At 70.7% G+C, this 25,110-nt stretch carries 18 protein-coding genes; 4 read left to right on the top strand and 14 right to left on the bottom strand.

The annotated features are described in order from the left end of the window. Positions 1–13: 13 nt before the first annotated feature. Entirely contained in the window at positions 14–334 is a 321-nt protein-coding gene (gene rplU / locus ACZ5XS_RS30145) for a 50S ribosomal protein L21 (protein ID WP_006374708.1), read from the bottom strand. Between the two features lie 358 nt (positions 335–692). Here rplU and ACZ5XS_RS30150 point away from each other — a divergent pair, with 358 nt between their 5' ends. Both ACZ5XS_RS30150 and rfbC read left to right on the top strand, forming a co-directional pair. After that, positions 693–2,723, top strand: coding sequence for a glycosyltransferase family 2 protein (locus tag ACZ5XS_RS30150; protein ID WP_468656575.1), 2,031 nt, complete (start codon positions 693–695; stop codon positions 2,721–2,723). Between the two features lie 71 nt (positions 2,724–2,794). Next, positions 2,795–3,388 (top strand): dTDP-4-dehydrorhamnose 3,5-epimerase, encoded by a 594-nt coding sequence (gene rfbC, locus ACZ5XS_RS30155; protein ID WP_217239945.1) that lies wholly within the window; start codon positions 2,795–2,797, stop codon positions 3,386–3,388. 65 nt (positions 3,389–3,453) lie between these two features. Here the strand turns inward: rfbC and ACZ5XS_RS30160 are convergent, their stop codons facing one another. The 8 genes from ACZ5XS_RS30160 to ACZ5XS_RS30195 form a co-directional block, all read right to left on the bottom strand. After that, a complete protein-coding gene (locus tag ACZ5XS_RS30160) occupies positions 3,454–4,248 on the bottom strand; it encodes a class I SAM-dependent methyltransferase (RefSeq protein ID WP_468656577.1) in 795 nt (264 codons plus the stop codon). A 128-nt stretch (positions 4,249–4,376) separates the two neighbouring features. Then, complete coding sequence (locus ACZ5XS_RS30165) at positions 4,377–5,780, bottom strand: FG-GAP repeat domain-containing protein (protein WP_468656579.1); 1,404 nt, start codon at positions 5,778–5,780, stop codon at positions 4,377–4,379. A 122-nt stretch (positions 5,781–5,902) separates the two neighbouring features. Continuing rightward, positions 5,903–6,793: a dTDP-4-dehydrorhamnose reductase gene (rfbD, locus tag ACZ5XS_RS30170; protein WP_468656581.1), complete on the bottom strand. Its 891-nt coding sequence runs from the start codon at positions 6,791–6,793 to the stop codon at positions 5,903–5,905. After that, positions 6,790–7,785, bottom strand: coding sequence for a dTDP-glucose 4,6-dehydratase (rfbB, locus tag ACZ5XS_RS30175; RefSeq protein ID WP_468656583.1), 996 nt, complete (start codon positions 7,783–7,785; stop codon positions 6,790–6,792). Before rfbB ends, rfbD begins: the two co-directional genes overlap by 4 nt. Beyond that, complete coding sequence (locus ACZ5XS_RS30180; RefSeq protein WP_468656585.1) at positions 7,782–8,849, bottom strand: glucose-1-phosphate thymidylyltransferase; 1,068 nt, start codon at positions 8,847–8,849, stop codon at positions 7,782–7,784. Before ACZ5XS_RS30180 ends, rfbB begins: the two co-directional genes overlap by 4 nt. A gap of 217 nt (positions 8,850–9,066) precedes the next feature. Further along, entirely contained in the window at positions 9,067–13,263 is a 4,197-nt protein-coding gene (locus tag ACZ5XS_RS30185; protein WP_468656587.1) for an Rne/Rng family ribonuclease, read from the bottom strand. A gap of 247 nt (positions 13,264–13,510) precedes the next feature. Further along, complete coding sequence (locus ACZ5XS_RS30190) at positions 13,511–14,290, bottom strand: TIGR03936 family radical SAM-associated protein (RefSeq protein WP_468656589.1); 780 nt, start codon at positions 14,288–14,290, stop codon at positions 13,511–13,513. Positions 14,291–14,338: 48 nt separating this feature from the next. Further along, positions 14,339–15,616: a hypothetical protein gene (locus ACZ5XS_RS30195; protein WP_468656591.1), complete on the bottom strand. Its 1,278-nt coding sequence runs from the start codon at positions 15,614–15,616 to the stop codon at positions 14,339–14,341. Between the two features lie 135 nt (positions 15,617–15,751). Here ACZ5XS_RS30195 and ACZ5XS_RS30200 point away from each other — a divergent pair, with 135 nt between their 5' ends. Both ACZ5XS_RS30200 and ACZ5XS_RS30205 read left to right on the top strand, forming a co-directional pair. Continuing rightward, a complete protein-coding gene (locus tag ACZ5XS_RS30200) occupies positions 15,752–16,336 on the top strand; it encodes a TerD family protein (protein WP_217239954.1) in 585 nt (194 codons plus the stop codon). Positions 16,337–16,473: 137 nt separating this feature from the next. Beyond that, a complete protein-coding gene (locus tag ACZ5XS_RS30205; RefSeq protein WP_468656593.1) occupies positions 16,474–17,193 on the top strand; it encodes a DUF899 domain-containing protein in 720 nt (239 codons plus the stop codon). 25 nt (positions 17,194–17,218) lie between these two features. Here the strand turns inward: ACZ5XS_RS30205 and ACZ5XS_RS30210 are convergent, their stop codons facing one another. From ACZ5XS_RS30210 to mreD, 5 genes are all read right to left on the bottom strand, one after another. Next, positions 17,219–19,183 carry a TIGR03960 family B12-binding radical SAM protein gene (locus tag ACZ5XS_RS30210; RefSeq protein WP_468656595.1) on the bottom strand — a complete coding sequence of 655 codons (1,965 nt, stop codon included), beginning with the start codon at positions 19,181–19,183 and terminating at the stop codon, positions 17,219–17,221. A gap of 89 nt (positions 19,184–19,272) precedes the next feature. Continuing rightward, positions 19,273–20,778, bottom strand: a complete 1,506-nt coding sequence (locus tag ACZ5XS_RS30215; protein WP_468656597.1) for a CYTH and CHAD domain-containing protein — start codon at positions 20,776–20,778, stop codon at positions 19,273–19,275. Positions 20,779–20,833: 55 nt separating this feature from the next. Then, positions 20,834–22,033 carry a rod shape-determining protein RodA gene (rodA, locus tag ACZ5XS_RS30220; RefSeq protein WP_468656599.1) on the bottom strand — a complete coding sequence of 400 codons (1,200 nt, stop codon included), beginning with the start codon at positions 22,031–22,033 and terminating at the stop codon, positions 20,834–20,836. Next, positions 22,030–24,276, bottom strand: coding sequence for a penicillin-binding protein 2 (gene mrdA, locus ACZ5XS_RS30225; protein WP_468656601.1), 2,247 nt, complete (start codon positions 24,274–24,276; stop codon positions 22,030–22,032). Before mrdA ends, rodA begins: the two co-directional genes overlap by 4 nt. 144 nt (positions 24,277–24,420) lie before the next feature. After that, positions 24,421–25,101 carry a rod shape-determining protein MreD gene (gene mreD / locus ACZ5XS_RS30230; protein ID WP_468656603.1) on the bottom strand — a complete coding sequence of 227 codons (681 nt, stop codon included), beginning with the start codon at positions 25,099–25,101 and terminating at the stop codon, positions 24,421–24,423. Positions 25,102–25,110: the final 9 nt, after the last annotated feature.

Genomic DNA, 25,110 nt, shown 5'->3' on the forward strand with positions numbered 1-25,110 from the left:
TCTCCTCAGTCCCTTACTTCGCAGCCGCGGGGATCTCAGTGACCTTGATCGCCGTGTACTGCTGGCGGTGGCCCTGACGACGGCGGTAGCCGGTCTTGTTCTTGTAGCGAAGGATGTCGATCTTCACACCCTTGTGGTGGTCCACGATCTCGGCCTGGACCTTGATCCCGGCCAGCACCCACGGGTCGCTGGTCACGGCGTCGCCGTCGACAACGAGCAGCGTAGAGAGCTCTACGGTGTCGCCAACCTTGGCAGTGGAAATCTTGTCAACCTCAACGATGTCGCCGACAGCAACCTTGTGCTGGCGACCACCGCTGCGCACGATGGCGTACACGCGGATCTCTCTCTCACTCGGGACGGACCCCCTGATGCCAGCCGTTCACACGGGCCCGAAGGCCCGATGATCCGGATGCGGACGAGCGGCCTCCCCTGCTCGGCGAGCAGGAGGTGGGTGCTCAGGGGTGGGTGGGTACGGAGACACACCGAGGGTCAAGGTTACGGGCCGCCCCAGGGCTGGTCAAACCGGGCCCGCCCGGGTCCGCGGGGGCGCCGCGCCGACTTCCGTAAACCCTTGGGTGTACCCAAAAGGTCTGTGGATACTCTGTGAGTTCGGCCATACACACTACGGCCACACGCCGTACACGCCACGATCACCCCCCACAGGGCCTCTTGACAGGAGACAGGTACAGCAGATGCCGACCAAGGTGAGCGTCATCATCCCGGTGTACAACCCAGGTAAGTACATCCAGCCTTGCATTGACTCACTGTTGAGGCAGACCCTGCCGTCCGATGAATTCGAAGTTCTCTTCGTGAATGACGGCTCGACCGACGACACACCCGCCGAGCTGGACGCCCTGGCCAAGGAGCATCCGCATTTCCGGGTGATTCACATACCGAACTCCGGTTGGCCCGGGAAACCCAGGAACATCGGTGTGGGCGAGGCCGCGGGCGAGTACATCCAGTTCGTCGACCAGGACGACTACCTTGCCTCCGACGCGCTGCGCCGGATGTACGAGATGGGCCACCGCAACGGCTCCGACATCGTCATCGGCAAGGTGGCCAGCAACTTCCGCGGGGTCCCGCACGGCGTCTTCCGCGTGGACCGGGAGAAATGCGACCTCCGGGACGCCCCGCTGTACGACAGCCTCACGCCGCACAAGATGTTCCGCGCGGAATTCCTGCGCGAGAACAACATCGCCTATCCCGAGGGCAAGCGGCGCCTGGAGGACCAGCTGTACATGATGCAGGCGTACTTCCCCGCCAAGGTCGTCTCCATCCTCGGCAGCTACACCTGCTACTACTACTCGAAGCGCGACGACGGAAACAACGCGGGATCCGCCAAGATCGTCCCGGCCGGCTACTACGGAAACCTCCGGGAGGTACTCGACGTCGTCGTCGGCAACACCGAGCCGGGAGAGTTCCGGGACCTGCTGCTCCGCCGCTTCTACCGGGTGGAGATGCTGGGCCGGCTCAGCGAGCCCTCCGTCCTCAGGTACGACGCCGCCTACCTGGACGAGATGTGCGACGCGGTGCGGCCGCTGGCCGAGGAGTTCATGGGGGACGGCGTACACGACGGGCTCGGGGCGCTCAGCCGCGTCCGCTCCACGCTGCTGCGCCGCGACGACCGTGAGGGCCTGGTGCGGATCGCCCGCTTCGCGGCCTCCATCAAGGGCGCGGCCCGGCTCGAGAACGTCGCCTGGCAGTCCGACGGCAAGCTGGCCGTCGGCGTCACCGCGCGGCTGGTCCAGGGTGAGAACGGCGAGCCGCTCAAGCTGCTGCGCCGCGACGGCCGGTTCTTCCTGCACCCGGAGTTCACCGAGGGCGTGCTGGAGGACGGCGAGCTGGTCGACGTCACGGACGAGCTGAACGGCTTCAAGGCCGAGATGTCCCTGCGCAACCGCGAGACGGCCGTCGAGTGGCCCTGCCCCGCCGAGTACACCTCCACCATCGAGGACCTGGGTGACGGTGCCTGCGAGGTCGTCCTGCGCGGCACCGGCAAGGTAAGCCCGCAGGGTGTCAAGGGCCGCGGGCCGGTCTCCCGCGGCTTCTGGGACATCTGGGTCCCGGTCCGCGGTCTCGGCGTGGTCCGCAAGGCCCGCCTGGGCGCCGACCGCGCGGAGCACGTCGACGCCGACTGCCGCCCCGCCCTGCTCGGCTCCCCCGCCCGCCCGGTCATTCCGTACTTCACCGACCCGCACGGCAATCTCACCCTCGACGTCGGCCGCCGCGGCAAGAAGCTGGTGCCGTATCTCGAGAACCGGCCGGTGCTGCGGATGCCCGGCACCCGCCCGGAACTCCGGCTCGATGTGTTCACCCGGCCGAAGACCGCGCCGATGAAGACCGAGCTGGTCCTGAGCTCCGCGGACGGCCGTACGTTCGCGCTGCCCTCCGAGGTGCGCCACGTGGTGGGGCGCGCCCACATCGCCCTTCCCGAGCGCGCGACCTCCGTGCCCTCCGGCCGCTGGAACCTTTCGGCGAGGCTGGACGGGGAGAAGAACCCGGCCCTCACGCTCTGCGAGGCGACGGTCGACGGCAGCGGGCGGCTGCGTCTCGGCGATGATGTGGCCGAGGTGGATCCCGAACTGGTGCAGGCGGAACTGACCAGGCGGCGCAAGGCAGCCGTCCGGCGCAGGCTGCGCGCCGTCGGCGGTCCGGTCATACGCAGGCTTCCGTCGCCGGCCCGCAAGAAGCTCCGCCGGCTCGCGGCGAAGCTGGTCGGCTGACCGCCGCTCCACCACCGACACACATCGCAGGCACACGGCACGACAGCACCACAGTTAAGGATGTGATCACCATGCGGGAGCTCAGCATCGCGGGCGCCTGGGTGCACGAACCGAAGGTCTTCCCCGACGCTCGCGGGAGCTTCCACGAGTGGTTCAAGGGGGCGGACTTCGAGGAGTCCACCGGCCACAGCCTGAGCCTGGCCCAGGCCAACTGTTCCGTCTCCAGCCGCGGCACCCTGCGCGGCATCCACTTCGCCGACGTGCCGCCCAGCCAGGCCAAGTACGTCAAGTGCGTACGCGGCGCGGTGCTGGACGTCATCGTCGACATCCGCACCGGCTCCCCCACGTACAAGCAGTGGGAAGCCGTGCGGCTGGACGACGTGGACCACCACTCCGTCTACCTCTCCGAGGGGCTCGGGCACGCCTTCATGGCGCTGACCGACGACGCGACCGTGGTCTACCTGTGCTCCGAGGGGTACGCCCCGCAGCGCGAGCACGGCATCCACCCGCTCGACCCGGATCTGGGCATCGAGTGGCCGTCGGGCGTGTCGCCCGTCCTGTCCGAGAAGGACTCGGCGGCGCCGACGCTGGCCGAGGCCGAGGCCCAGGGCCTGCTGCCGTCGTACGAGGCCTGCCAGGCGTACGCGGCTCAGCTGCGCGCCTGAGAGCAACGAGGAGGGGGCCTCGCGGATCCGTCCGCGAGGCCCCCTCCTGCTGTCGTACGGGCGGATCAGCCGCCCAGCGCCGCTATCCGGCCGCGCACCTTCTCGAAGCCCGCGCGCGGGCGGCGCAGGTTCCGCGCCTTGACCAGGGCCGGCCAGAAGTCGGCCCCGAGCAGCGCCTCGGGCTGCACGGCGTGCTTGCGCACCAGGACCTCTTCGGGGACCGCCTGCGGGTCCGGGACGACGTACTCCTTGATGATGTCGTCGTAGTTCTCCTTGAGCACCGTGTTCTGCGGGTCGGCTCCGAAGACCACGGCGACACCGGTCGGCGCGGTGTCGATCTCGAGCACCGTCAGATCGGGGCGGTACTTCCGCAGGACGGTCACCAGCTTGTAGACGTCGCCGGTCCAGAACTTGGTGTGCCGGTCGCGGGCCGCCTCGTCGACGTCGCGGGGCAGCATGTCGTCGAGCACGATCACGCTCGACCAGCGGGAGTGGCGCTCCACGTTCATGAAGTCGCGCAGCGCGTACTCGAAGAGGTGCATGCCGTCGATGAAGGACAGCTCGAGCGTGGGGTCGCCGCCGAGCATTCCCAGCGGGTCGCGGCGGGCGAGGGCGCGGAAGGGGTTGCGGCCGCGGCGCAGGTGGACCAGCGGGTCCTTGCGGGCGAAGAAGTCGTCACTGGTCGACTGGACCAGGTGGACGTCACAGCTGATCGACGTCACGACCTTGAACGCGGGGTCGATCGCGACGGACGCGACGCGCGAAAGTGCCAGGCTGCGGCCGTCGTTGACGCCGATCTCCAGGTAGTTTCGCGGCCGGTAGATACGGTGCAGTCCACGCAGGAGTTCATGACGGTCCACTGAAGCGGCCTTTCGAGGGGTTGCGGCTGTCCTTGTTTCCCGCGAAGTTACTCATTCAAAGGCTCTGGCGTAAGCTTTCTCGGAAGTTCACTGGAGGTTTACGTACTCTCCGGTAGCAAAGCGGGGTGTCATCCGACCATCCCGAAGGCGCGCCCCCTGCTCGATATCTCCGGTCCCAGGTCGAGATCCGCCTCCTTGACGACCAGCAACGGAGTGAGTCCGACCCCCTCCCGCCCTCCGCGCAGCACCCGGACCTCGCCCTCTCCCGGGCCTGACACGGCGAGCTCGGCCGCTCGGTCCCCGTTCGTGTCCAGCATCGCGGCACGGCCGCCGGGCAGGGACTGCGCTCCTTCGACCGTGAGGCCCCGGGCGCTCCCCCTCAGCAGGACGACGCTGCTCTCGCCGTCCGGTTCGGTACCGGTCGTGACCGAGAACGCCACATCGGCGTATCCGTCTGCGTCGATGTCGCCGACCGCGGGTGCGTAGCCGAAGGTGCAGTAGGAGAAGGGCCCTTGCACAGGCAGCCCTGGTGTCCTCTCCGTGATGCCCGAGGGCTTGAACTTCTCGCTCGTCCCCGAGGGGCCGCCGTACAGGACGGCCACGCGACTGCCGCCGGCCGGGGTCATGGGATCGCCGAGCAACTCGCAGGCGAGTCCCGCCACGACGTCGGCGAAACCGTCCCTGTTCAGGTCTCCCGTCCGCAGCGGCGCGCCGTGGAAGTCCTCGCCCTTGGCGTCCTTCAGGCGCGGGCCCTCGACCAGCTTCCCGTCGGCGGCCCCGCGGTACACGAGGGTGGCGCGGGCAACGGGCGACTCGTCCACGAGGACCGCCCAGGTGATTAGCAGGTCGTCCTTTCCGTCCCCCGTGACGTCGCCGACGGCGGAGGGGATCGCGACGGAGTACTCCGGGTCGCTCGGCGTCAGATCCAGAGAGACCGTGCGGCGCGGTGCGCCGTCGCGGCCGAACGGCCCCAGGAGGACGCGTGCGGTGCTGTCCTCGGTCCCGGTGACGACGAGGTCGGCCCGCCCGTCCCCGTCGAAATCCCCCGCGACGGGAGCGGAGCCCGCCAGCCGGGCCGCCTTCGACAGCCCCTCGGGGCTGCCCCAGACGACGAAGACCGTGCTCCGGCCCGCCTGGGTGACGAAGTCGGCCCGCCCGTCCCCGTCGAGGTCGGCGGTCACGCCCCGGCTCCCGAACCCGCCCCCCTCGCCCGCCTTGCCGAGTCCCAGGTCGTCCTGGGTGACGACCTGCCGCCCGTCGAGTACCGGCCCCTTCGAGGAGCCGCGGATCACGGCCGCGTACCCGGCGGCGTACTTCCCGTTGACGGTCGCGGTCCCGTCGGTGAAGACCAGATCCCCGTACCCGTCCCCGTCGAAGTCCGACCGGACGGCGGGCCGTCCCGTCCCTGCCGGCACGGAGTCCGACGGGACGGGGGCCCGGTGCGTCTGCCTGTCCTCCGCGTCCGGTCCGCCCGCCCCGCACGCGGACAGCAGGAGAACCAGGACCGCGCCGACGACAGGCTTTTTCCTCATGCGAGTGGGACCACCGAGCCTCGCCTTCGGTTGCACGAGCCGCACGAAGAGCCCGGAATGCCGGTGGCCGGGCCCCGCCCGAAGGCAGGACCCGGCCACCGATGCCGTCCGGTCGACCCCGGTCAGCCCCGCTCCGCCGCGAGCAGCGCGGGAAACGCCTCGGTCAGCGCCTCGCGCCAGTCCCGGATCGGCTCGATGCCCGCCGCCGCCCACCGGTCGTGGCCCAGCACGCTGTACGCGGGCCGGGGCGCCGGCCGTACGAAGGCCGCGCTGGTGGTGGGACGGACCCGCTCCGGGTCGGCGCCCAGCTGCTCGAAGATGGCCCGCGTGAAGCCGAACCACGTCGTCTCGCCGCCGCTGGTGCCGTGGTAGACGCCGGCCGGTGCGGTGCCCGCGAGGGCACCCTGGCCGAGGCGGACCAGACGGTCGGCGAGGTCGGCGGTCCAGGTGGGCTGGCCGCGCTGGTCGTCGACCACGTCGAGGGTGTCCTTGACGCCCTCCAGCTTGATCATCGTACGGACGAAGTTGCCGCCGCCCGCGCCGTACAGCCAGGCTGTGCGCACGACGTAGCCGCTCTCGGGGAGCACGGTGAGGACCGCCTCCTCGCCCGCCAGCTTGGTCCGCCCGTACGCGCTGCGCGGCCCGGTGGGCGCGTCCTCGGCGTAGGGCTTCTCGGCGTCCCCGGTGAACACGTAGTCGGTGGACACCTGCAGGAGTACGGCCCCGGTCTCCGCGCACGCCTCGGCGAGGTGGCGCGGGCCGTCGGCGTTGACCCGCAGCGCCTCGTCCTCGCGGGACTCGGCGTCGTCCACGGCCGTCCAGGCGGCGCAGTTGACGACCACGGCCGGGCGGTGTGCGGCCAGCGCCGCGCCCACCGAGGCCGGGTCGGTGATGTCCAGTTCGGTGCGGGCGGCCGCGACGGCCGGGACCCCCACGGCGGCGAGCCGCGCGAGGACGTCCTGCGCGAGCATGCCCCCCGCGCCGGTGACGAGCCAGGTCCGGTTGTCGGTCACAGCGCGGCCCGCTCCTTCAGCGGCTCCCACCAGGCGCGGTTGTCGCGGTACCACTCGACCGTCTCCGCCAGGCCCTGTTCGAAGCTCTTGCGGGGCTCGTAGCCGAGCTCCTCGCGGATCTTCGTGCAGTCGACGGAGTAGCGGCGGTCGTGGCCCTTGCGGTCCTCGACGTACTCGACGCTGGTCTCCCAGTCGGCGCCGCACGCCTTGAGCAGCAGCCCGGTGAGCTCCTTGTTGGAGAGCTCGGTGCCACCGCCGATGTTGTAGACCTCGCCCGCGCGGCCCTTGGTGCGGACCAGCTCGATGCCCTGGACGTGGTCGTCGATGTGCAGCCAGTCGCGGACGTTGCCGCCGTCGCCGTACAGCGGGACCTTCTTGCCGTCGAGGAGGTTGGTCACGAAGAGCGGGATGACCTTCTCGGGGAAGTGGTGGTGCCCGTAGTTGTTGGAACAGCGGGTGACGCGGACGTCCAGGCCGTGGGTGCGGTGGTAGGACAGGGCGATCAGGTCGCTGGACGCCTTCGCCGAGGAGTAGGGCGAGTTGGGCTCCAGCGGGTGGGTCTCGGGCCAGGAGCCCTCGTCGATCGAGCCGTAGACCTCGTCGGTGGAGATGTGCACGAAGGTCTTGACGCCGGCCCGGTGGGCCGCGTCGATCAGCGTGTGCGTGCCGACGACGTTCGTGCGGACGAACTCCGCGCCGCCGTCGATGGAACGGTCGACGTGCGACTCGGCCGCGAAGTGCACGACCTGGTCGTGCTCGGCCACCAGCTTGCCGACCAGTTCCGGGTCGCAGATGTCGCCCTGCACGAAGGCGAATCCGGGGTGCGCGCGCACCTCGTCGAGGTTGGCCGGGTTGCCCGCGTACGTCAGCTTGTCCAGGACGGTGATCGCGACATCACCGGGGCCCTGGGGGCCGAGCAGCGTACGGACGTAGTGCGAGCCGATGAAACCGGCACCGCCGGTCACCAGGATCCGGGTAACAGGGGTCGTCATGAGGAGATCTGCACCTTGCTGTGATCACCGAGCACGAGCCGGTGGGCCTTGGGGTTACGGGGAGCGGGCGTCACCTCGACGTCACGCCCGATGAGCGAGGCCTCCACCCGGCGCACGCCGGTCACGGAGGAGCCGCGCAGCACGATGGAGTACTCGATTTCGCTGTCCTCGATCCGGCAGTCCTCGGAGACGGACGTGAAGGGGCCGATGTAAGCGTCGTTGACCACCGTGCCGGCACCGATGATGGCGGGTCCGACGATCCGGCTGCCACTGACCCGGGCGCCCTCCTCGATGCGCACCCGGCCGATGATCTCGCTGGCCTCGTCGACCGTGCCCGCGTCGAGCGGCTCCACGGTCTCCAGGACGGACCGGTTGACCTCCAGCATGTCGGTGACGTTGCCGGTGTCCTTCCAGTAGCCGGAGATGGTGGTGGAGCGGACGTCACGCCTCTCGTCGATCAGCCACTGGATGGCGTGCGTGATCTCCAGCTCGCCGCGCCAGGAGGGCTCGATGGAGCGGACGGCCTCGTGGATGGCCGGGGTGAACAGGTAGACGCCGACGAGCGCCAGATCGCTCTTCGGCTTCTTCGGCTTCTCCTCCAGGCCCACCACGCGGCCGTCGCCGCCGAGTTCGGCGACACCGAAGGAGGTCGGGTTGGGGACCTTGGTCAGCAGGATCTGCGCGTCGGGCCGCTCGGTCCGGAACCCCTCCACCAGACCGGTGATGCCACCGACGATGAAGTTGTCGCCGAGGTACATGACGAAGTCGTCGTCGCCGAGGAAGTCCTGCGCGATGAGCACGGCATGGGCGAGGCCCAGCGGCGCTTCCTGGGGGATGTACGTGACCTTGATCCCGAAGAGCGAACCGTCACCCACCGCTTCGCGGATCTCCTCCGCGGTGTCGCCGACGACGATGCCGACCTCGCTGATCCCGGCTTCGGCGATCGCCTCCAGGCCGTAGAAGAGCACAGGCTTGTTGGCGACCGGTACCAGCTGCTTGGCCGATGTGTGGGTGATCGGGCGGAGGCGGGTGCCCGCTCCCCCGGAGAGCACGAGAGCCTTCACGAATTGCGCCCCAATACTGTGCACATACGGAAAGTAAAATCCTAATTTGTCTGAATTTAGCGTCAATCTCGGCTCACATCATAACCCTGCGGCCGGATGGGTGATTCACCTTCCATTCACATACCCGATCCTTACGTGATGCTCACGGATCCGCAAAAAAAAGTATCCGCCCCCGGTCTGGACCGGGGGCGGATCACTTATTTCGTACGGCGAGCCGTCAGGCCTCGTCGGCGGGTGCCGAGACGGACCGCAGCGATTGCTGTTCGGCCGCCGCCGTCTTCTTCGACGTCGCCTTCTTGGCCGTCGTCTTCTTGGCGACGGTCTTCTTCGCGGCCGTCTTCTTGGCCACCGTCTTCTTGGTGGCCGCCTTCTTCGCCGTGACCTTCTTGGCCGTCTTACGGGCCGTCTTCTTGGCCGGCGCCGTCGCCGCTTCCTCGGCAGCGGCTGCGGCCCCGGTCTCGGTTTCCGTCTCGGCCGCGACCTCGGCCTCTGCCTCGGCAGGAGCCTCCACCGGCTCCTCCGCGGCCGACGGGACGACCATGACGGCCGCCTCCTCGGACGCGGTGGGCGCGGTGGCCTTGCGCACGGCACGGCGCCGCGGACGGGCCGGGGCGGCGCTTTCGGCGGGCGCCTCGGCAGCGGCCTCGGCCGGTGCGGCCGGAGCCTCCTCGGCCTGCGGCTCAGCCGTCGGCGCGGTCTCGGCGACCGTCACCACGGCCGCCTCGGATCCCGTCGGCGAACCGGCCGGCGCGGACACCTTGCGGGTCGCCCGGCGACGCACACGGCCCTTCGGCGCGGCGTCCCCGGCGACCGGCTCCGCGGCCGGAGCCTCGACGACCGGGTCCTCGGCGGCGACGGGCTCGGTCTGCGCGACGACGGCCGGCTCCGGCTGCACCGGACGCTCGACCTCTTCCTCGGCCGTCACGTCCTGAGCCGTGGGAGCCTCGGCCTGCACCGCGGCCGGAGCCTCGGCCCTGGCCTCGTCCCGCCTCTCACCGCGCCGCTCGTCCCGCTTCGGCGCGCCCGCCGGAGCCGACGCCCGCCGGCTCGCCCGGCGCCGCGAACGGCCCCGACCGGCCGCGGCCTCCGCCTCGGCGACACTGCTGTACAGCTCCTCGTCCGGCTCGAAGTCCGGCTCGGCCAGGGCGAGGGGCTCGGCGACCTCGGCGGCCACCTCGTCCTCGGTCTCCTCGATGGCCTCCGCGGTGTCCACGGCCGCCTCGTGCTCGTGCTCGGGGATCTGCCCGTCACCGCCGCGCCCGCGCTTGCGGCGCTTGCCGCCGCCTCCGGCGGAGGTCGGCTGCTCCATGTGGACGATGACGCCACGGCCGTTGCAGTGGACGCAGGTCTCGGAGAACGACTCCAGCAGCCCCTGGCCCACCCGCTTGCGGGTCATCTGGACCAGGCCCAGCGAGGTCACCTCGGCGACCTGGTGCTTCGTACGGTCGCGGCCCAGGCACTCGAGCAGGCGCCGCAGCACCAGGTCCCGGTTGGACTCCAGCACCATGTCGATGAAGTCGATGACGATGATGCCGCCGAGGTCGCGCAGCCGGAGCTGGCGCACGATCTCCTCGGCCGCCTCCAGGTTGTTCCTGGTGACCGTCTCCTCGAGGTTGCCGCCCTGACCGGTGAACTTGCCGGTGTTGACGTCGACGACGACCATCGCCTCGGTCCGGTCGATCACCAGCGAACCGCCGCTCGGCAGCCAGACCTTGCGGTCCAGCGCCTTGGCCAGCTGCTCGTCGATCCGGTACGTGGCGAAGACGTCGACCTCGCTGGTCCACCTCTGCAGCCGCTCGGCGAGATCCGGCGCGACGTGCGAGACGTATCCGTGGATGGTCTCCCACGCGTCGTCACCGCTCACGATGACCTTGGTGAAGTCCTCGTTGAAGATGTCGCGGACGACCCGGACGGTCATGTCCGGCTCGCCGTACAGCAGCGTCGGCGCGTTCGAGCTGCCGCCGTTCTTCGACTTCTTCTGGATGTCCTCCCACTGGCCCTGCAGCCGCTCGACGTCCCGGCGCAGCTCGTCCTCGCTCGCGCCCTCGGCGGCGGTACGCACGATCACGCCCGCGTCCTCGGGGACGATCTTCTTGAGGATGGTCTTCAGCCGGGCCCGCTCGGTGTCGGGCAGCTTGCGGCTGATGCCGGTCATCGAACCCTCGGGCACGTACACGAGGTAACGGCCGGGCAGCGACACCTGGCTGGTCAGCCGCGCGCCCTTGTGCCCGATCGGGTCCTTCGTCACCTGGACGAGCACGGGCTGCCCGGACTTCAGCGCGCTCTCGATGCGCCGCGGGCCGTTGCCCATGCCCAGCGCCTCGAAGTTGACCTCACCGGCGTACAGCACGGCGTTGCGGCCCTTGCCGATGTCGATGAAGGCGGCCTCCATCGACGGCAGCACGTTCTGCACCTTGCCGAGGTAGACGTTGCCGACGTACGAGGTCGACTGCTCCTTGTTGACGTAGTGCTCGACGAGCACGCCGTCCTCCAGGACGCCGATCTGCGTACGGTCGCCGTACTGCCGGACGACCATCACCCGCTCGACGGCCTCCCGGCGGGCCAGGAACTCCGCCTCGGTGATGATCGGAACGCGTCGGCGACCCTGCTCACGGCCTTCCCGGCGGCGCTGCTTCTTGGCCTCCAGGCGGGTCGAGCCCTTGATGGACTGCACCTCGTCGGACGGCTCGGCGGGCTTGCGCGGCTCGCGGACCTTGACGACGGTGCGCTCGGGGTCGCCGTCGACGGGCTCGGCCTCCGGGGAGGAGTCACCGGCACGACGGCGACGGCGACGACGGCGACGGCTGCTGCTGGAGCCGCCGGCCTCCTCGCGGTCGTCCGTGTCCTCGGCGTCCTCGTCGTGCTGCTCGGAAGTGTCCTCGGTGTCCTGCGCGGCCTGCTCGTCGGCGTACTCGTCGCCGTCCTCCTGGCCGTCGCCCGACTCGGAGTCGGCCAGCTCGCCCCGGCGGCGGCGACGGCCGCCCCGGCGACGGCGACGGCGCGAACCGGTCTCCTCGGCCTCGTCGCCCTCGGCGGAGTCGTCGGCGTCCTCGGCCTCGTCCGGCTCTTCCTCCGCGGCCGCCTCGGCGGCCTGCGGGGCCTGGACCTCGGGCTCCTGCGCGGGGGCGGAGCCCCGGCGCCGGCGACGGCGACGGCCGCCCTGCTCCTCGGCGGTCTCCTCGACCACCTCGACCGCCTCGGGCCGGGCCTGGGGCTGGACCTCGGGCTCTGCCTCGGTCTCGGTCTCGGCCTCGGCCTCGGCAGCCGCCGCGGCAGCGGCCCGCTGCGGCGTCTGGAACTGCGGCTCGGTGAAGACGGGAGCCTGGAACACGGCGACGGCGGGCCTCGACGGCCGGCGCGGAGCCTTGTCGTCCGCCCCGCCGGCCGACTGCGCGGGCGCGGCGAAGCCGGTGGCGGCCTTGCGGGCGACGCGACGGCGCCGACGCGGGGAGGCGTCCTCAGCGGTCTCCTCGACCGTGGGAGCCTGCGCGGCCTCGGCAGGCTCGCTCCCGGCGGCGGGAACCTCGGGCTCGGGAGTGCTCGTCACCACGGCCTCCTCGGCCGACTCGGAGTCGGTACCGGCGGGCGTGGTCACCCGGCGCGTGGCACGCCGGCGCGAGCGCCGCGGAGCGGCGTCCTCGTCGGTCGCGGGCTGCTCGGCGGGCGCAGCAGCGGTGTCGGTGGGGAGGTCCACCGGCTCGCCGACGGCCTCGGCCGTCTCGACGGCCAGCGCGGCCTCCACTGTCCCGGCGGCATCGTCCGCCTTCGGCGCCCCGGCGGGCGCGGAGGCGCGGCGGGTGGCCCGGCGCCGCGTGGTGCGGCCGGCGGGCGCCTCGGCCGGAGCCTCGACCGCGGCGCTCTCGGTGGCGGTCTCGGTGGCGGCGGGCACAACGGTCTCGGCCGCCTCGGCGGACTCACCGGCAGCGGGAGCCCCGGCGGGTGCGGACACCCGGCGGGTGGCACGACGCCGTGCACGGGGTGCGGGCGCCGCCTCTTCGGCCTCGGGGCTCTCGACAGCCTCGGCGACCTCCTGCGCACCGGCGTCACCGGCGGCGCTCACAGGTACGACGGTCTCCGCGGCCTCGACAGCGGCGGAGGCCCCGGCGGGCGCGGACACCCGGCGGGTGGCCCGGCGCCGCGTACGGGGAGCGGGTGCGGCGTCTTCGGCCGGGAGGCTCTCGACAGCCTCGGCCGGCGCCGTCTCGGTGCTCTCGGCGAGCTCTTCCTCGTCGGTGACGAGGTCCTCGGCCTCAGCGGCCGCCACGGCCGGTGCGACGGTCTCCTCCGGAGTCTCCGAGGAGGCGACCGGCGGTCCCGCCGGCCGGGAAGCGGCCCGGCGCCGACGACGCGGCGGCAAGGTGTCGCTGGGAGTGTTGGGTTCGGAACCCTCGGTGGGTTCGGTCGGTTCGAGCATGCGGGCATATCTCCCGTCAGGCTCCCGGGCGCCGCGCCTGGTCCGGCGATGATGCCGGTGACGTCCGCGGCTCGCGCGTTGCGCGGTGCCGCCGTCCGGGGCGCGGGCGCCGCACGGGAGCTCTCTGTGTCCTGTCTCGCCGGTTCCGTACGCCGAATGCGCACGGCCTGGCGAAAGTCTTGTGGTAGGTGCGCTGCCCGACCCAGATGGCTCCCGAGTACCAGGGCGGCGCTTACGACGTACGTCCCTACGCGGAACCTTCCGGCACCAGCGCCGTCGCGGCGGCAGCCGCGGCAGCCGTCGAGAGGGCCGCCGCTGCCTCGCGGTCGGGTGTGAGCGGGTCGGTCACCGTGCCGGTCTCTTCATCGAACAGCCCCTGCGCCAGCCTGGTCACCGCTGCGGGGACCGGCGGCGCCAGGTCGGCCACGGCGCGGAGACCGGACAGGACGTCGTCGGGTCGAACGGCAGGCGTCACGTGCCGAACAACCAGCCGCAGTATCGCACAGGGCTGGTCGGTCGGCCTATCAGCCTGCGGACCGTGCGTTTCAAGGTGCGCGACCGCCGAGCGGGCGTCGAAGGTCCGTACGCCGTTCTTGGTCCGGCGTTGGACCTCGACGAACTCGGCGGCGTTGAAGGCCGCCACCGCGCGCTCGACCTCGGCCGGGTCCGCCCCGTCCAGCCGCAGCTCCCACACGGAAGCCGTCAGCCGGTCGGCGAGCCCGGAGGTCCGGGCCTCGACGGCGTCGATGATGTCGAGCCCTGTGGGCAGCGACTCGTCGAGCAGAACCCTGAGCTTCTCCGGGTCGCGCGCTTCGGTGAGCGCGATCTCGAGAAACTCCGCCTCACTGCCCGTGCCGGTGGGTGCGGCATTGGCGTACGACACCTTCGGGTGCGGTGTGAACCCCGCCGAGTACGCCATCGGCACCTCGGCACGGCGCAACGCACGCTCGAAGGCGCGCTGGAAGTCACGGTGGCTGGTGAACCGGAGGCGGCCGCGCTTGGTGTAGCGCAGTCGGATGCGCTGCACCGCGGGTGCGGGCGGCGGGCCTTCGGGCTGTCGCTTGCCCAGTGTCGTTCAGTCCTTCGTGAGAGCGGTCGTACTACTACCAAGAGTACGTGTCTCGGCGCCCACAGGTTCCCGCCGGTCCACCACCTGCGGCTGCCTCGGCTCCCCGAAGACCATCCGCCGGAAGTCGGCGCGCGCCTGCCGCGCGGACTGACGGGCGGCGGCGAGGGCCTGCCGGGTGGCCCGCCCCACACCGCGCGCGGCCTCGGCGGCGGGCCGCAGCACCATGTCCCGGACGACGTGCCCGACCGGTGTCAGCACGGTTCGGTACACCCAGCGCACGGGCTCCACGAAGATCCACCGGAAGAGGGTCCCGAGGAACCGCCCGACGGCGAGCGAGACGTACCCCGCGATCCGCCAGGCGTGCCCCAGCGCCACGCCGACCTCCCGCGCGATGACGGCGATCGCCCGCCCGACGGGTGCGAGGACCCACCGCCACAGGGCGAGCACCGGCAGAACGAGAAGAACCCGGGCGATCCAGTAGAGGGCCACCCCGACCCCGGTGACGATCACGCGCAAACACCACACGAACCCCCCGGCACACCAGGCGACCGCCCGCCCCACGGGCGCGAGGACCCACCGCCACAGGGCGAGCACCGGCAGAACCAGGAGAACCCGGGCGATCCAGTAGAGGGCCACCCCGACCCCGGTGACGATCACGCGCAAACACCACACGAGCCCCCCGGCACACCAGGCGACCGCCCGCCCCACGGGCGCGAGAACCCACTCGTACACCCACACGGCAGGCACGACGAGGAGATACCGCACCAGCCAGGCGACGACGCCGTAGATGCCGGCCCCCAGGGCGGCGAACACCGCCCCCAATCCCCTGAGCACCCACGTCACGCCGTGCCCGACCGGCGTCAGCACGCACGCGTAGACCCACACCAGCCCGGCCCCGATCCCCCGCGCCGCCGAGGCGACGGCGTGCCCGAGTGGCGTCAGCACGTACCGGTACAGCCAGCCCAGCGGCACGACGACGAGTACGTTCCCGAGCCACCCGAGCGCCCTGGCGAGGGGCACGAGCAGATACCGCCACAGCCCCACGAACGGCCATACGAAGACCGCCCGCCCGACCCAGAGCAACGCCCGCCCGAGCGGCCGCAGCAGCACGTCGTTCAGCAGCCGCCCCACGAAGACGAGCGCGTCCCACACCATCCGCACGGGAACGACCAGCACGAGCACGACGATCCGCACCGGAATACGAATCGCGACGGCGAGACACCCCTCGGGGTGCTGCGGCTGCGTCTGCGACTGCGGCCGTGGCGACTGCTTCTCCAGATCCATACCGACGTAGACGCCACATTTCCCGGTCCGGATCCCGTACCGCGACTTTCCGCCCCCGCCCGCCCGCGAACGCGCGTCCGCGGAGTCGGCGGGCCTGTTCTGGGACCGCGGGGAAAGCCCAGGCAGTATGGGCCCATGATTACGCTCACGAAGGAAGACGGCCCCGCCGACCTGGACGGGGTGACCCACCTGACCATCGGCGTGTCCTGGGACCCCACCGCCGGCGCCAGCGGCGGAGTGATGGGCAAACTCCGCCGGAAGACCGGCACCGACCTCGACCTGATCGCCATCGCCATGCACGACGGCGACCCGGTGCGTCTGGCGGGCCTCGACTCGGTCGACCCCATCGGCAACGGCTCCCTGCTGCACAGCGGCGACAACCAGACCGGCCACGGGGACGGCGACGACGAGACCGTCACGGTCGAGTTCTCGAAGATCCCGCCCCACATCACGTCGATCGTGTTCGTCGCCGCCGCCTACAAGAAAGGCAGCTCCTTCCAGAAGGCGCGCAACATCAGCTTCAAGGTCTACGACGCGAGCGGCGGCAGCTCTCAGCAGGTCGCCGACATCTGGCCCAGCATGCTCACTCAGGACAACGGCTGCGCCGTGGCCAAGGCCGTACGGTCCGGCCCCAGCTGGAAGCTCCAAGTGATCAACACGACGGGAAAGATCAAGCAGGGCGACCAACTCGCCCTGATGCGCTTCGCCGCCAACCAGTAACCCGCGCCCCTCGGTTGCCGTCGGCACGCGACCCCGGCGGCAACCGACTTCAGCCGCGGCCGACCGATGAGTTCCGAAGACCGGTGGGGTCTGTCTCCGCACAGGCGCAAGCCGCGCACGAGCTCTGTGAGGGGACCATGACCGTCCACGAACTACCACCGGTCGTCGACGCCGCCACCTGGGAGCGCCGGCTCGAGGCACTGCGTACCCGGGAGAAGGCCGCGACCCGGGAGCTTGACGCCATCGCCGCCGAGCGTCGTCGCCTGCCGATGGTCGAGATGCCCGACTACACCCTCGAGGGCGAGGACGGCCCCGTCCGGCTGGCGGATGTCTTCGAAGGCAAGAGCCAACTGATCGTCTACAACCACATGTGGTTCGCCGGCAAGGAATGGCAGTGCCCGGGCTGCACCGGGTTCACCTCGCAGTACACGCGCCTGGAGTTCCTGGACAACCACGACGCGCGCTTCGTCATCGTCACCCAGGGCCCGATCGACGAAGCACTCGCCTACAAGCAGCGGGTCGGCAACCGGATGGCCTGGTACTCGACCGCGAACAGCTCGTTCGGCGCCGACGTCGGCGCACCGCCCGACGGAGGATTCGCGGTCAACGTGTTCCTGCGCGACGGCGACACCGTCTACCGGACCTGGCACACCAACGGTCGGGGTACCGAGCAGCTCGGTCACACCTTCGCGTTGATCGATGTCCTGCCGTACGGCCGTCAGGAGGAATGGCAGGACTCACCCGAGGGCTGGCCCCAGTCGCCCACCTACAGCCGGTGGGCGACGTCCAAGGACATCGGCGCGCTCTATGGCCCGGGCTCGGGACCGGAGTCGGGCCCGGCTCCCGGCGGGGGCTAGCGGATCGCGTCCCGCCGGGGCCACCTCAGTGCGAGTGGCCGCTCGGCGTCGGCGCGGCGTTCTTGACCGCGAGAGGCAGCAGCTTCTTGCCCGTCGGGCCGATCTGGATGCTGGTGTCCATCTGCGGACACACGCCGCAGTCGAAGCACGGCGTCCACCGGCAGTCCTCGACCTCGGTCTCGTCGAGGGAGTCCTGCCAGTCCTCCCAGAGCCAGTCCTTGTCGAGGCCCGAGTCGAGGTGGTCCCAGGGAAGGACCTCCTCGTAGGTGCGCTCGCGGGTGGTGTACCAGTCGACGTCCACACCAAAGGGGGCGAGCGCCTTGTCGGCGCACTTCATCCAGCGGTCGTAGGAGAAGTGCTCGCGCCAGCCGTCGAAGCGGCCGCCGTCCTCGTAGACCGCGCGGATGACGGCGCCGATGCGGCGGTCGCCCCTCGACAACAGGCCTTCCACGATGCCCGGCTTGCCGTCGTGGTAGCGGAAGCCGATCGAGCGGCCGTACTTCTTGTCGCCGCGGATCCTGTCGCGGAGCTTTTCGAGACGGGCGTCCGTCTCCTCCGCCGAGAGCTGCGGGGCCCACTGGAAGGGGGTGTGCGGCTTCGGGACGAAACCGCCGATCGAGACCGTGCAGCGGATGTCGTTCGCGCCGGAGACCTCGCGGCCCTTCTGGATGACGTTCATCGCCATGTCGGCGATCTGGAGGACGTCCTCGTCGGTCTCCGTCGGCAGGCCGCACATGAAGTACAGCTTCACCTGGCGCCAGCCGTTGCCGTACGCGGTGGCGACCGTGCGGATCAGGTCCTCTTCGGAGACCATCTTGTTGATGACCTTGCGCAGGCGCTCGGAGCCGCCCTCGGGGGCGAAGGTCAGGCCGGAGCGGCGGCCGTTCCTCGTCAGCTCGTTCGCCAGGTCCACGTTGAACGCGTCCACGCGGGTGGAGGGGAGGGACAGGCCGACCTTGTCCTCCTCGTACCGGTCCGCCAGGCCCTTCGCGATGTCGCCGATCTCGCTGTGGTCCGCCGAGGACAGGGACAGCAGGCCGACCTCCTCGAAGCCGGTCGCCTTGAGGCCCTTCTCGACCATGTCTCCGATTCCGGTGATCGACCGCTCGCGCACCGGGCGCGTGATCATGCCCGCCTGGCAGAAGCGGCAGCCGCGGGTGCAGCCGCGGAAGATCTCCACGGACATCCGCTCGTGGACCGTCTCGGCCAGTGGGACCAGGGGCTGCTTGGGGTAGGGCCACTCGTCCAGGTCCATCACCGTGTGCTTGGACACGCGCCACGGAACACCGGACTTGTTCGGTACGACCCGGGCGATACGGCCGTCCGCGAGGTACTCGACGTCGTAGAAGGCGGGGATGTACACCGAGCCCGTCTTCGCGAGGCGGAACAGGACCTCCTCGCGGCCGCCGGGCTGCCCCTCGCCCTTCCACTCCCGGATGATCCGGGTCATGTCCAGGACGGCCTGCTCGCCGTCTCCGATGATCACCGCGTCGATGAAGTCGGCGATCGGCTCGGGGTTGAAGGCGGCGTGGCCGCCGGCCAGCACGATCGGGTCGTCGATCGTCCGGTTCCTGGTCTCCAGGGGGATCCCGGCCAGGTCCAGCGCCGTCAGCATGTTGGTGTAGCCCAGCTCCGTGGAGAAGGACAGACCGAACACGTCGAAGGCCTTCACCGGCCGGTGGCTGTCCACCGTGAACTGCGGGACGTCGTGCTCCCGCATCAGCGCCTCGAGGTCCGGCCACACGCTGTAGGTGCGCTCGGCGAGGACGCCGTCCTGCTCGTTCAGCACCTCGTAGAGGATCATGACGCCCTGGTTGGGCAGACCGACCTCGTACGCGTCCGGGTACATCAGCGCCCAGCGGACGTCGGTCGACTCCCACGGCTTGACGGTGGAGTTGAGCTCCCCGCCGACGTACTGGATCGGCTTCTGCACATGCGGGAGCAGAGCTTCGAGCTGCGGGAAGACCGACGCAGCGACTTCGGCAGGCATGTCGCGAACCTTCGTGAGCTGGGCTGAACGGACAGGAGTGACCATCTAGCGTAACGCGGCCGCGACCGCCCCCCGCACGCCCGGAAGCCTCAGAGGGCCGCCGCCCCGTCCTTGATCCCGTTCCAGAACTCGGGCAGTTCCGCCTCCACGGCCGCCGCCCGCTGTTCCTCCCGTCCGTAGAGCAGCCCGTAGGTGAAGGCGCTCTCCCCCGCCGCGTGCGCGACCGCGGACAGCTCGCGCAGGGTCTGGCGGGCCATCACGCTGTCCTGGTGGTCACCGAGCAGGGTCTGCAGCGCCTTCATGGACTTGACCAGGTCCTTGGCCGGTGCGCCAAGGGCCGGGTGGGCCGTCTCCGCCGCGTAGCGGGTGCGCTTGGTCTTCTTGCGGGCCTCGTGCACGGCGACGTCCCGGTCGGGTCCCGGCGGCAGTTCCAGCGCCTGCCCGACGAGCCCGGAGACCTTGCCGAAGTCCTTCTTCACGGCCTTCGCGAGCACCTTGCGGGGCTTCTTCCCGGCGGCGTCCCGCAGCGGCGGGTCGGCTATCAGCGCGTCCAGGGCGTCGAGCAGGGCGAGGTAGCGGCGGGAGTCCAGGACGCCGATCAGCCGGCCGCGTGCCCCGCCGTGCTCGGCGCTCGCCCAGCGGCCCAGCCGCTCGGCGACCGGGCCCGAGACCAGCGTGCGGGGCACGTCGGCGAGGGCCGCCGTCAGGCGTTCGGTCAGTACCTCGCGGTCCCGGTCCACGCCCAGCTCACCGGCCAGCCACTTCAGCTCCTCGCCGACCGGGTCGGTGACGCCCCGGTCGAGGACCGAGCCGTACGACTTGAAGGTGCTGCGCATGCGGCGGGTCGCGACGCGCATGCTGTGCACGGAGTCCTCGGCGTCCCGGCGTACGGCCGGGTCGAGCCCGACGATCGCGTCGCGCTGGGCGCGGACGTACGCGAGGACATGGTCGCCCGCGGTCACCGGGTCCTTGGGCGAACCGGCCCGGCGCTTCTTCCCGGGTGCCGTCTCCGCGAGCGCCCGGGCCAGCTTCGACGAGGAGGCGGACGGCCGTACGCCCGCCTTGCGCAGCCGCTTCTCCACCTTGTCCAGGAAGACGGGGTCGCCGCCGTCGGCGAGCTCGACCTCGATCTCGGTCCACTGGGCGACGCCGTCGCCCCCGGTCAGCCGCTGGGCGTGGACGGCGTCCACGCTGACCTCGGCGAGCAGCCGTCCCCGGGCGTCGAGGAGGTCGCGCACGTCGCGGCCCGAGCGCAGCCGGACCACGGGCCGCAGCTCGGCGTCCCGGACCCGGGAGCGGACGAGCCCGGCGAGTTCGTCGGGGAGGGTGTCGGAGAGCGGGGCCTGGATCTCGTCGCGCACGCCCGGGGCGACGGGGAACTTCAGGTGCCAGCCCGCGTCGGAGCCGCCGGTGCGGCGGCGCAGGGTGATCGAGGACGCGGCGAGGCGTTCGTCGGGGGTGTCGTAGTAGGTGGCGTCCAGTTCGGCGACGCCCTTGTCGAGGACGGTGGACACGCCGGCGACGCCGGTGAGGTCGGGCAGTCCACTGTCGTCGGATTCGTACTTGCGCTCGATTTCACGTTTCGTGGCCGCCATGACCCGAATCTAGTCGCAGTCGGGGCGGTACGGCAGGGGGCAGCCGGCCGGACCGCTATGCCGACATCGGCCGTTGCACCCGGATCGACTGCAGCAGCCCCACCGCCACCCACACCGCGAACATCGACGAGCCGCCGTACGACACGAACGGCAGCGGCAGGCCCGTGACCGGCATGATGCCGAGGGTCATGCCGATGTTCTCGAAGGACTGGAAGGCGAACCAGGCCACGATGCCGGCGGCGACGATCGTGCCGTACAGCTCGGTCGTCTCGCGGGCGATGCGGCAGGCGCGCCACAGCACCACACCCAGCAGGACGACGATCAGGCCGCCGCCGAGGAAGCCCAGCTCCTCGCCCGCGACCGTGAACACGAAGTCGGTCTGCTGCTCGGGCACGAACTGGCCCGTGGTCTGCGAGCCCTGGAAGAGGCCCGAGCCGGTCAGACCGCCCGAGCCGATCGCGATGCGGGCCTGGTTGGTGTTGTAGCCGACACCGGCGGGGTCGAGGCTGGGGTTGGCGAAGGCGGCGAAGCGGGCGATCTGGTACTCGTCCAGGATGTGCAGCTGCCAGACGGCGATCGCGCCGGCGGCTCCCGCGCTCAGCAGCCCGAACACCCAGCGGTTCGAGGCACCGGAGGCGAGCAGCACGCCCAGCACGATGATGACCATGACCATGACCGACCCGAGGTCGGGCATCAGCATCACGATCAGCATCGGTACGGCGGCCAGTCCGAGCGCCTGGAGCACGGTGCGGTGGTCGGGGTGGGGCTTGTCGCCCGCGTCGACCCGTGCGGCCAGCAGCATCGCCATGCCGAGGATGATCGTGATCTTCACGAACTCGGAGGGCTGGAGCGAGAACCCGCCGCCGAGCACGATCCAGGAGTGGGCGCCGTTGACCGTCGTGCCGAGCGGCGTGAGCACCATCAGGATCAGGAACACCGAGATCGCGTACAGGAGCGGCACGGCCGTGCGCAGCGTGCGGTGGCCGAGCCACACCGTGCCGAGCATCAGGGCGAAGCCGATGCCGGTGTTCATGAGATGCCGGATCAGGAAGTAGTACGGGTCGCCCTGGTTGATGTCGGTGCGGTTGCGGGTCGCCGAGAAGACGAGGACCGAACCGATGCCGGAGAGGGCCAGCGCCGCCAGCAGTATCGGCCAGTCCAGTCGGCGGGCCAGCGAGTCACGGGCGAACAGGCGGGTCCAGCCCGCGCGTTCGGGCCCGTATCCGGAGACCTGGAAGGTGTTGGCGCCGGTCATGCGGGCATCCTCCGGCTTCCCTTTCGGCGCGGCCGGCGCCGGGCGTTCCGGTTGCCGGTGGCCGGCGTGTTCACGGTCGCCGCCAGCTGTGTCCCGTCCGGTGCGGCCTCGCCCTCCTGGCTCACCCGCTGGTCCTTCGCCGGGTCCTTGGCGACCTTCGGGGACTTGATCGTCCCGTCGGTCTGGACCTTGGGCAGGTTCTTCTGCGGGGTCGGCAGCAGCGCGTTCTTCGGGTTGATCGTGCCGTCGTCGGAGACGCCGTAGAGCGCGTTGTAGATCTTGCGGACGGCGGGGCCGGAGGCGCCGGAGCCCGTGCCACCCTGGGAGATGGTCATGACGACCGTGTAGTCCTTGGTGTACGTGGTGAACCACGAGGTGGTCTGCTTGCCGTAGACCTCGGCCGTACCCGTCTTGGCGTGCATCGGGATCTCGTCCTGCGGCCAGCCGCCGAACCGCCAGGCGGCGGTACCGCGGGTCGCGACTCCTTCGAGGGCACCGTCTATCTCGCTGAGCGTCTTCTGCGTCATCGGCAGCTTGCCGTGTGCCTTCGGCTCGATCTCCTGGACGGTCTTGCCGTCGGGGCTGATGATCGCCTTGCCGACGGTCGGGTCGTAGAGGGTGCCGCCGTTGGAGATGGCCCCGTAGATCGTCGCCATCTGGATCGGGGTGACGAGGGTGTCGCCCTGGCCGATCGAGTAGTTGACGGAGTCACCGGCGCGCAGCCTGTTGCCCTCCAGGCAGTTCTCGTACGCGATCTGCTCGGCGTACGTGCCGCCCTTCTTGCCGTACTTGCACCAGGCGTCCTTGTTGGCCTTCCAGTAGCTCTGCTTCCACTGGCGGTCGGGGATGCGGCCGGTGACCTCGTTGGGGAGGTCGATGCCGGTCTCCTTGCCGAGGCCGAACTGGTGGGCGGTCTTGTAGAACCAGTCGCCGGGGTTCTTCTTGGGCTTGTTGCCGCCGTCCTTCTGCCACTCCTGGTGCGAGAGGCGGTAGAAGACGGTGTCGCAGGAGACCTCCAGGGCGCGGCCGAGGCTGATCGGGCCGTATCCCTTGGACTCGAAGTTCTTGAAGACCTGGCCGCCGATCGAGTACGAGCTGGAGCACTGGTAGGGGCCGTCGAAGGAGTAGCCGGCGTTGACCGCGGCGGCGGTCGGGATGACCTTGAACACGGAGCCGGGGGCGGACTGCCCCTGGATCGCGCGGTTCAGCAGCGGGTAGTTGGACTTCTTGCCGGTGAGCTGGGTGTAGTCCTTGGCGGAGATGCCGCCGACCCAGGCGTTCGGGTCGTACGTCGGGTTGGAGGCCATGGCGACCACGCGGCCGGTCTTGGACTCCATCACCACGACGGCGCCGGAGTCCGCCTTGTAGTTCTCGCCGGTGTTCTTGTCGTAGGTCTTGCGGGCCTCTTTCATGGCGTCGTTCAGCTCGTACTCGGCGACCCGCTGGACGCGGGCGTCGATGCTGGTGACGAGGGAGGAGCCGGGCTGGGCGGGGTCGGCCTCGGCCTCGCCGATGACGCGGCCGAGGTTGTCGACCTCGTAGCGGGTGACGCCCGCCTTGCCGCGCAGCTGCTTGTCGTACTGGCGCTCCAGGCCCGAGCGGCCGACCTGGTCGGAGCGCAGGTAGGGCGAGTCGGTGTCCTGGGCCTTGGTGATCTCCTCGTCGGTGACGGGCGAGAGGTAGCCGAGGACCTGGGCCGTGTTGGCCTTGCCGGGGGCGGCGTAGCGGCGCACGGCCTCCGGCTCGGCGGTGATGCCGGGGAAGTCCTCGGCGCGTTCACGGATCTGCAGGGCCTGCTTGGCGGTGGCCTCGTCGGTGATGGGGATCGGCTGGTACGGCGAGCCGTTCCAGCAGGGCTGCGGCGTCTTGGAGTCGCACAGCCGGACCTTCTCCATGACCTCCTGGGGCTTCATGCCCAGCACGCCGGCCAGCTTGGCGAGGACGGCCTTGCCGTCGTCCTTCATCTTCAGCAGGTCGGTGCGGGAGGCGGAGACCACGAGCCGGGTCTCGTTGTCGGCGAGCGGCACCCCGCGCGCGTCCAGGATCGAGCCGCGTACGGCGGGCTCCACGACCTGCTGGACGTGGTTGCCGGACGCCTCCTTGGCGTACTCGTCGCCCTCGCGGATCTGCAGGTACCACAGGCGTCCGCCGAGGGTGCCGAGCAGGGAGAGGACGAGGATCTGGATGACGACGAGCCGGATCTGGACCCGTGGGGTCCGGCCGGTCTCGGGAATGTTGGTCATGGGCGCGGACCGTCCGTGGGAAGGGTGGCGGCGGGCGACGGGTGGGCGGTCACTGCGGCTGCCTCCCCCTCTCGGTGTGTGTAGGTGTCATATACGGCGAACCTGTGAGCCCCTGCGTCCGTCCGGCGGCCGACTGCCGAGCGCTCACAGTCGCTTGACTCCCTTGATGCGTCCGGCACGCGCCGTGCGGGCCCGGGCGGCCTTCACCTTCAGTCCGCCGAGGCCGTTGCGCTGTCCCCCGATCCGCAGGCCCGTGCCCGAGGAGAGCCAGCCGGAGGAGATGTCGGTGGCCTTGGCGGCGGAGTTGGTGTCGGCGAGCGGGTCGTTCTCCGCTCTGCGGGCCAGCGCCATGATGCCGGGGACGACGAACGGGGCGAGCAGCAGGTCGTACAGGGCGGCAGTGAACAGCAGGCTGCCGAGGCCGACATGGCGGGCGGCGGTGTCGCCGACGAGGGCGCCGACACCGGCGTACAGCAGGGTGGTGCCGACGGCGGCGGCGACCACGACGAGCATGGGGCCGGTGGCCGACTTCAGCCGGCCGTTGTCCGGTTTCGCCAGGCCCGCGAGGTAGCCGATGACGCACAGCACGAGGGCGTAGCGGCCGGCCGCATGGTCGGCGGGCGGGGCGAGGTCGGCGAGGAGACCCGCGCCGAACCCGACGAGGGCGCCGCCGACATGGCCGTACACCATGGCCAGGCCCAGGACGGTGAGGAGCAGCAGGTCGGGGACGGCGCCCGGCAGGTGCAGGCGGGCCAGGACGCTCACCTGGAGGACCAGGGCGACGACGACCAGGGAAGTGGACAGCAGGATCCGGTTGACGCGCATGGGCTACAG

Source organism: Streptomyces sp. NPDC033131 (assembly GCF_055578365.1).